The sequence below is a fragment of the Cupriavidus sp. 8B genome, assembly GCF_054589115.1.
This window is the reverse complement of sequence record NZ_BAAILO010000189.1, coordinates 1-6,649: the sequence shown is the minus strand read 5'-3', so window position 1 is coordinate 6,649 and position 6,649 is coordinate 1. Positions and strand designations below refer to the sequence as shown.

At 68.7% G+C, this 6,649-nt stretch carries 4 protein-coding genes; all 4 read left to right on the top strand.

What is annotated here, in order from left to right; translation table 11 throughout:
- A partial coding sequence (locus ACYP5B_RS18855) for a transglutaminase family protein (protein ID WP_459570713.1) occupies positions 1-1,821 on the top strand: 1,821 nt, incomplete at its 5' end.
- Positions 1,822-1,848: 27 nt separating this feature from the next.
- A complete protein-coding gene (locus ACYP5B_RS18850; protein WP_400103411.1) occupies positions 1,849-4,506 on the top strand; it encodes a circularly permuted type 2 ATP-grasp protein in 2,658 nt (885 codons plus the stop codon).
- 32 nt (positions 4,507-4,538) lie between these two features.
- Positions 4,539-5,465: a transglutaminase family protein gene (locus tag ACYP5B_RS18845; protein ID WP_459570716.1), complete on the top strand. Its 927-nt coding sequence runs from the start codon at positions 4,539-4,541 to the stop codon at positions 5,463-5,465.
- A 78-nt stretch (positions 5,466-5,543) separates the two neighbouring features.
- Positions 5,544-6,476 carry an alpha-E domain-containing protein gene (locus ACYP5B_RS18840; protein ID WP_459570712.1) on the top strand — a complete coding sequence of 311 codons (933 nt, stop codon included), beginning with the start codon at positions 5,544-5,546 and terminating at the stop codon, positions 6,474-6,476.
- Positions 6,477-6,649: the final 173 nt, after the last annotated feature.

The window sequence follows — 6,649 nt, the reverse complement described above, 5'->3', positions numbered from 1 at the left end:
CGCGCGCCACTGCCGGGGCTTGGCGGCCCAGGCGCCGAGCCTGGCCAGGCGGTGGAGTTCCGCGCCAGCACCGCGGCCTACCCCGCGCCCGGCTCGGCAGCGGCTGCGCGTGCCGGCAGGCTGGCCGGGGCCAAGCCGGGGACAGGCACGATCGGCGGCACGGTCGCGCCCGCTGCCCTGGCGGCGGACCTGGCGCGCGTGCCCGAGCGCGGTGAATCCGCGGGCTGGATCACCCGCACGGCGCTGTGCGTGGAAGTGCGTCATCCCAGCCGCGCCGCGGGCCCCAAGGCCGAGAAAGCGGCAGCGGGCGACAAGCGCGGCATGCTTTATGTGTTCATGCCGCCGCTGACCGTGCTGGAGGACTACCTGGAGCTGCTGGCCGCGGTGGAAGCCACCGCCGCCGGGCTGGGCGTGAAGATCGTGCTCGAAGGCTACCCGCCGCCGCGCGACGTGCGCCTCAAGCTGCTGCAGGTCACACCCGATCCGGGCGTGATCGAGGTCAACATCCATCCCGCCGCCAACTGGGACGAACTGGTCGACCACACGGAATTCCTCTACCAGGCCGCCCACGAAACCTATCTCAGCACCGAGAAGTTCATGCTCGACGGGCGGCACACCGGCACCGGCGGCGGCAACCACTTCGTGCTGGGCGGCGCCACGCCGGCCGACAGCCCCTTCCTGCGGCGCCCCGATGTGCTGTCCAGCCTGATTGCGTACTGGCACAACCATCCCTCGCTGTCCTACCTGTTCTCGGGCATGTTCATCGGCCCGACCAGCCAGGCGCCGCGCGTGGACGAGGCGCGCAACGACCAGCTCTACGAGCTCGAGATCGCCTTTGCCGAACTGCAGCACCAGCTCGACCGGATCTCCGGCCCAGAGGGAGGCGTTGGCGCGCACATGCCGCCCTGGCTGGTCGACCGCGCGCTGCGCAATATCCTGATCGACGTCACCGGCAACACGCACCGCAGCGAGTTCTGCATCGACAAGCTCTACTCGCCCGACGGCCCCACCGGCCGCCTCGGCCTGCTGGAGCTGCGCGCGTTCGAGATGCCGCCGCACGCGCGCATGAGCCTGGTGCAGCAGTTGCTGCTGCGCGCGCTGGTGGCGCGCTTCTGGCGCGAGCCCTATCGCGGGCGGCTCACGCGCTGGGGCACGGAGCTGCATGACCGCTTCCTGCTCGGCACCTTCGTGCAGATGGATTTCGAGGACGTGCTCACCGAGATGCGCGAAGCCGGCTTTGCGTTCGACAACGCCTGGTTCGCGCCGCACTTCGAGTTCCGCTTCCCGCGCGTGGGCGAGCTCGCGGCCGGCGGCCTGTCGCTGACGCTGCGCACCGCGCTCGAGCCCTGGCATGTGATGGGCGAGGAGGGCAGTGCCGGCGGCACCGTGCGCTATGTGGATTCGTCGCTGGAACGCATCGAGGTGCGCGTGCTGGGCATGAACGACAGCCGCCACGTGGTCACCGTCAACGGCCGCGCGGTGCCGCTGCAGCCCACCGGGCGCGTCGGCGAGTTCGTGGCCGGGGTGCGCTACCGCGCGTGGGCGCCGCCGTCTGCGCTCCATCCCACCATTGCCTCCCATGCGCCGCTGACTTTCGACGTTGTCGACACATGGATGGGGCGCAGCATCGGTGGATGCCAGTATCATGTTTCGCATCCGGGCGGGCGTAGCTATGAGACCTTCCCGGTCAATGCGTACGAGGCTGAGAGCCGGCGCCTGACACGTTTCTTCACACTTGGCCACACGCCGGGCGTGATGCGCGTGGAACCGCCCCGGCGCAGCCTCGAGTTTCCGTTCACGCTGGATTTGCGACAACGCTGATCCGGCACGCCCCCAAAGTCGCGCCCCGTGCCTCTCCAGCCGTCACTGCCTTTTGATGAAACCGCCCCTGCCGTCGACGCGGTGATGCACCGCGCGCGGCCGGTGCCACCTGGGCATCTTGATGAGCTGGGGGCGTGCGGGGACGGGTTGCGCGAGCCCTGGGCGAGCTTTTTTAAGGTGCTGGGCGAGGAGGGCGTCGAAGGCCTCGACCAGCAGGCCGTCGCCATGGCGCGCCAGATCCGCGACAATGGCGTGACCTACAACGTCTACGCCGACTACACGGACAAGGCCGGCGCGCGCGCCTGGGCGCTGGACCTGCTGCCTTTCCTGGTTGCCGAGGAGGACTGGCAGAAAATCGAGCGCGGCGTGGCGCAGCGCGCGGAGCTGGCCAACGCCATGGTGGCCGACATCTACGGGCCGCAGACCTTGCTGTCCAAGGGTTTGCTGCCGGCCGGCCTGGTCTTTGGCCATCCCGGCTACCTGCGCCCGCTCAAGGGCTACCAGCCGCCGGGCGGCAACTTCCTGCATATCGTGGCGGTGGACCTGGCGCATACCGTGGAGGGCGGCTGGACGGTGATGGCCCACCGCACGGAGACGCCTTCCGGGATGGGCTACGCGCTGGAGAACCGCCTCATCATCTCCAGCCTGTTCGCCGATGCCTTTCGCGAGCTGCGCGTGCGGCGCCTGCCCGCCGCATTCTCGCAACTGGTAGCCACGCTGGCGCAGCAGCCCGCGGCGCAGCCACCCGCGCCGGAATCCGCGGTCAACGCCGCCGCCACGGTCAGCAAGCACATCGTGCTGCTCACCCCGGGGCCCTATAACGAAACCTATTTCGAGCACACCTTCCTGGCCCGCTACCTCGGCATCACGCTGGTCGAGGGCAAGGACCTGACGGTGCGCAACGACGTGGTCTACCTGAAGACGCTGGCCGGGCTGGAGCGCGTTGACGTGGTGCTGCGCCGTCTCGACGATTCCTATTGCGACCCGGTCGAGCTGCGCCAGGATTCCACGCTCGGCGTGCCCGGGCTGCTGCAGGCGATGCGCGCGGGCAATGTGCTGGTCTCCAACGCGCCCGGATCCGGCTTCCTGGAGACGCCGGCCATCCACGGCTTCCTGCCGGCCATTTCCCGCGCGTTGCTGGGCGAGGAGTTGTTGCTGCCGGGCGTGCCCAGCTGGTGGTGCGGCGAGGCCACGGCGCGCGAGGAGGCGCTCGGGGAATTCACCGAAGCCTTCCTGATGCCAACCTACCCGCGCGGCATGGCGCAGCCGTGGGAAGGCCCGCGCCTGGGCATGGAGCGCGGCCTGCAGCGCCTGGCGGACTGGCGCGAGCGCATCGAGCAGGTGCCGGATCTGTTCACCATCCAGGCCGACCTGCCGCTGTCGCACGCACCGCGCTGGGAAGGGCCGCATATCGGCTCGCGCGCCGCCATGCTGCGGGTCTATGCCATTGCCGACGGACGGGGTGGCTGGCAGGTGATGCCCGGCGGCTTTACCCGGCTCGCGGGGGAAGGCCAGCCGGCCGTATCAATGCAGCTCGGCGGCTCCAGCACTGACACCTGGGTGTTGTCGAGCCAGCCGGCGCAGCCGGGAGGCGCGCCGCTGCAGTTCCCCATGGCCGGCGCGGCGCCCGGTCCGGCGGCCAAGCCGCTGGCGGTATCCAGCCGTGCCGCCGAGAACCTGTTCTGGGCCGGCCGCTACGCCGAGCGCGCGGAAAACAACGTACGCCTGTGCCGCCTGGTGCTGGGTTCGATCGAAAGCAGCGACGACCGCGACGACAGCGCGCTCGACGTGATCGGTGAACTGGTGCGCGCCTGCGGCCTGCTGCCGACCGGCGCCCCGCAGCCGCGCGCTTCGCTGCGCGTGTTCGAGCGCAGCCTGGTGTCCGCGCTGGCGGAGAGCGCCGGCTGGACCAGCGTGGGCCAGAACCTGGCCAGCCACGTGCACGCCGCCACCGAGATCCGCAACCGGCTGTCCAACGATCACTGGCGCACCATCCTCGCCGCGCGCAACGATTTTGGCGACGCCATGGAGGCGGCCTGCGCGGGTAGCCCTGGCGGCGCCGGCAGCGACGCGGGCAACTACGACCGCCCGCGCGTGCTGGCGGCGCTGGATCGCCTGTCCATGCAGCTCGCCGCCATCAGCGGCGCGCAGGGCGACCGCATGACCCGCGACGAAGCCTGGCGCCTGCTGTTCATCGGCCGCCATATCGAGCGCGTGGCCACGCTCTCGACCTTCCTGCGGGTGTTTGCGCACAACGGCGCGCTGCTGCATCGGACCTGTTTCGATCTGCTGCTGCATCTGTTCGACAGCACGCTGACCTTCCGCGCGCTGTACCCGGGCCGCTCCGATGTGCCCGCGCTGGTCGACCAACTGGTGATCGAGCCCACCAACCCGCGCGGGCTCTACGGCTTGCTGGCGCGGCTGCGCGTCAAGCTCGGCCAGATCTCGCCGCCGGCCAGCCCGGCCGGCACCGGGCGCGTGCCGCTGCCGCAATGGCTGCCCACCGTGGAGACGCTGCCCGGCTGGGAGGCACTCTGCCAGCGCGGCGCCGACGGGAAATACACCAATCTGGTGCAACTGTGCGAGCAACTGACTGACATGGTGGTGCAGCTCTCGGACGAAATCAGTGCGCGCTACTTCAGCCATGCCGGCATGGCCGGCACCCGCGTCGGGGCCCAACCATGAATGCGACGCAGAACGACACCATGAACGCGACGATGCGCCAGGCTGAGGAAGCTGCCGTGCCCGCGCCAGGACGCGCCGCCTCCGTGCTGACGATCCATCACAAAACCATCTACGACTACTCCGCCCCGGTGGAAAACGCCCAGCAGCGCGCCGTGGTGTTCCCGGTCACCTGCCCGTGGCAGGCCGTGCACGCGCACAGCACGCAGATCGAGCCGCCGCCGTCGCACCAGCATGCGGACGTCGACGCCTTCGGCAACCACGTGCTGTACTTCACCATCGACGTGCCGCACGACTACATGCAGCTCGCCTGCGAGAGCACGGTCAGCCTGACGCCGCGCTGGGCCGCGCTCGACCCCGACGCCAGCATGCCGTGGGAAGCGGCCGTCGCCGCGCTGCGTTTTCGCGCCGGCCAGCCCTTCCTGCCGGAAAGCGAGTTCTGCTTCGCCTCGCCCAACGTGGCGCTGCATCCCGACCTCAAGGCCTATGCGCTCGCCAGCTTCGCGCCCGGCGTGCCGGTGGTGGCCGGCGCCATCGACCTGATGCACCGCGTCCACGCCGACTTCGAATACCAGACCACCGCCACCGAAGTCGACACCCCGGCGCTGCAAGCCTTCGGCCTGCGCAGCGGCGTGTGCCAGGATTTCGCCCAGGTCATGATCGGCTGCCTGCGCTCGCTCGGCCTCGCCGCGCGCTACGTCAGCGGCTACCTGTGCACCGAGCCGCCGCCCGGCCAGCCCAGGCTGATCGGCGCCGACGCCTCGCACGCCTGGCTGTCGGTGTACTGCCCAATGGCCGGCTGGGTCGACCTAGATCCCACCAACGACGTGCTGGCCGACACCAGCCACGTCACGCTGGCGTTCGGGCGCGACTACAGCGATGTCTCGCTGCTGCGCGGCGTCATCGTGGGCGGCGGCGCGCACGATGTGGAAGTGGAGGTCAGCGTGCTGCCGTTCGGGTAGGCACTGCGCCGCGGTCAGCGCCTGGCAAGCCAATTGCTTGTCAGTAGCCTGGGTTTGCCGAGAAAAGGGGGAATCACCATGCTAAGCCGCACCGCCGACCACCTGTTCTGGATGGCCCGCTACACCGAGCGCGCGGAGAACACCGCCCGTATGCTCGACGTCAACTACCAGGCCTCGATGCTGCCGCAATCGCCCGAGGTGGCGCAGCAGGGCTGGCTGGCGATGCTCGACGTGACGGAACTCACGCCGGTATTCGCCGCGCACCACGGCGCGGTGGTGCACGAGGAAGTGATCGACTTCATGGTGCGCGACCTGAGCCACCCGGCGTCGATCATGTCCTGCCTGCGCGCCGCCCGCGAAAACGCCCGCGCCGTGCGCGGCGCACTCACCACGCCGCTGTGGGAAACCATCAACACCACCTGGCTCGATGTCCAGCAGATGGTCGCCGATGGCATCCTGCGCCACGATCCGGCCCGGTTCTTCGAGTGGGTCAAGTTCCGCTCCCACCTTACGCGTGGTGTGGAAGCCGGCACCATGCTCAAGGACGAAGCCTATTGCTTCATGCGGCTAGGCACCTTCCTGGAACGCGCCGACAACACCGCCCGCATTCTCGACGTCAAGTTCCAGGCTACCGACCTTAGCCAGCAGCAGGACGACTTCTACCAGTGGGCCGCGGTACTGCGCTCCGTGTCGGGGCTGGAGATGTACCGCAAGGTCTATCGCTCGGTGGTCACGCCGGAGCGCGTGGCCGAGTTGCTGATCGTGCATCCGGATATGCCGCGCTCGCTGGCCGCCAGTTTGCGGGAGGTGATTTCGTTGCTGGCGCAGGTGAGGAATGCGCAGTCAGTGGAGACGGAGCGGCGTGCCGGCAAGCTGCATGCCGAGCTGAAATTCACTCGGATCGAGGATATTTTCTCTGTTGGGATTCATGGGTGGCTTAGCGATTTTCTGCGGAGGATCCATGAGCTTGGGGGTGGGGTTAGTCGGGATTTTTTGATGAAGGGGGTGTAGGGGGGAGGGGCTGGTTGCAAGATCAACTGCAACTGCAACTGCAACTGCAACTGCAAAATCAGCTTCAACTTCAACTACTTAACGTCAAAGTCAAAGGCAGTTTCACCTCCCCTGCGGGGAGGCGACCTACTTTCTTGTCTCGCCAAGAAAGTAGGCAAAGAAGGCGACCCGGA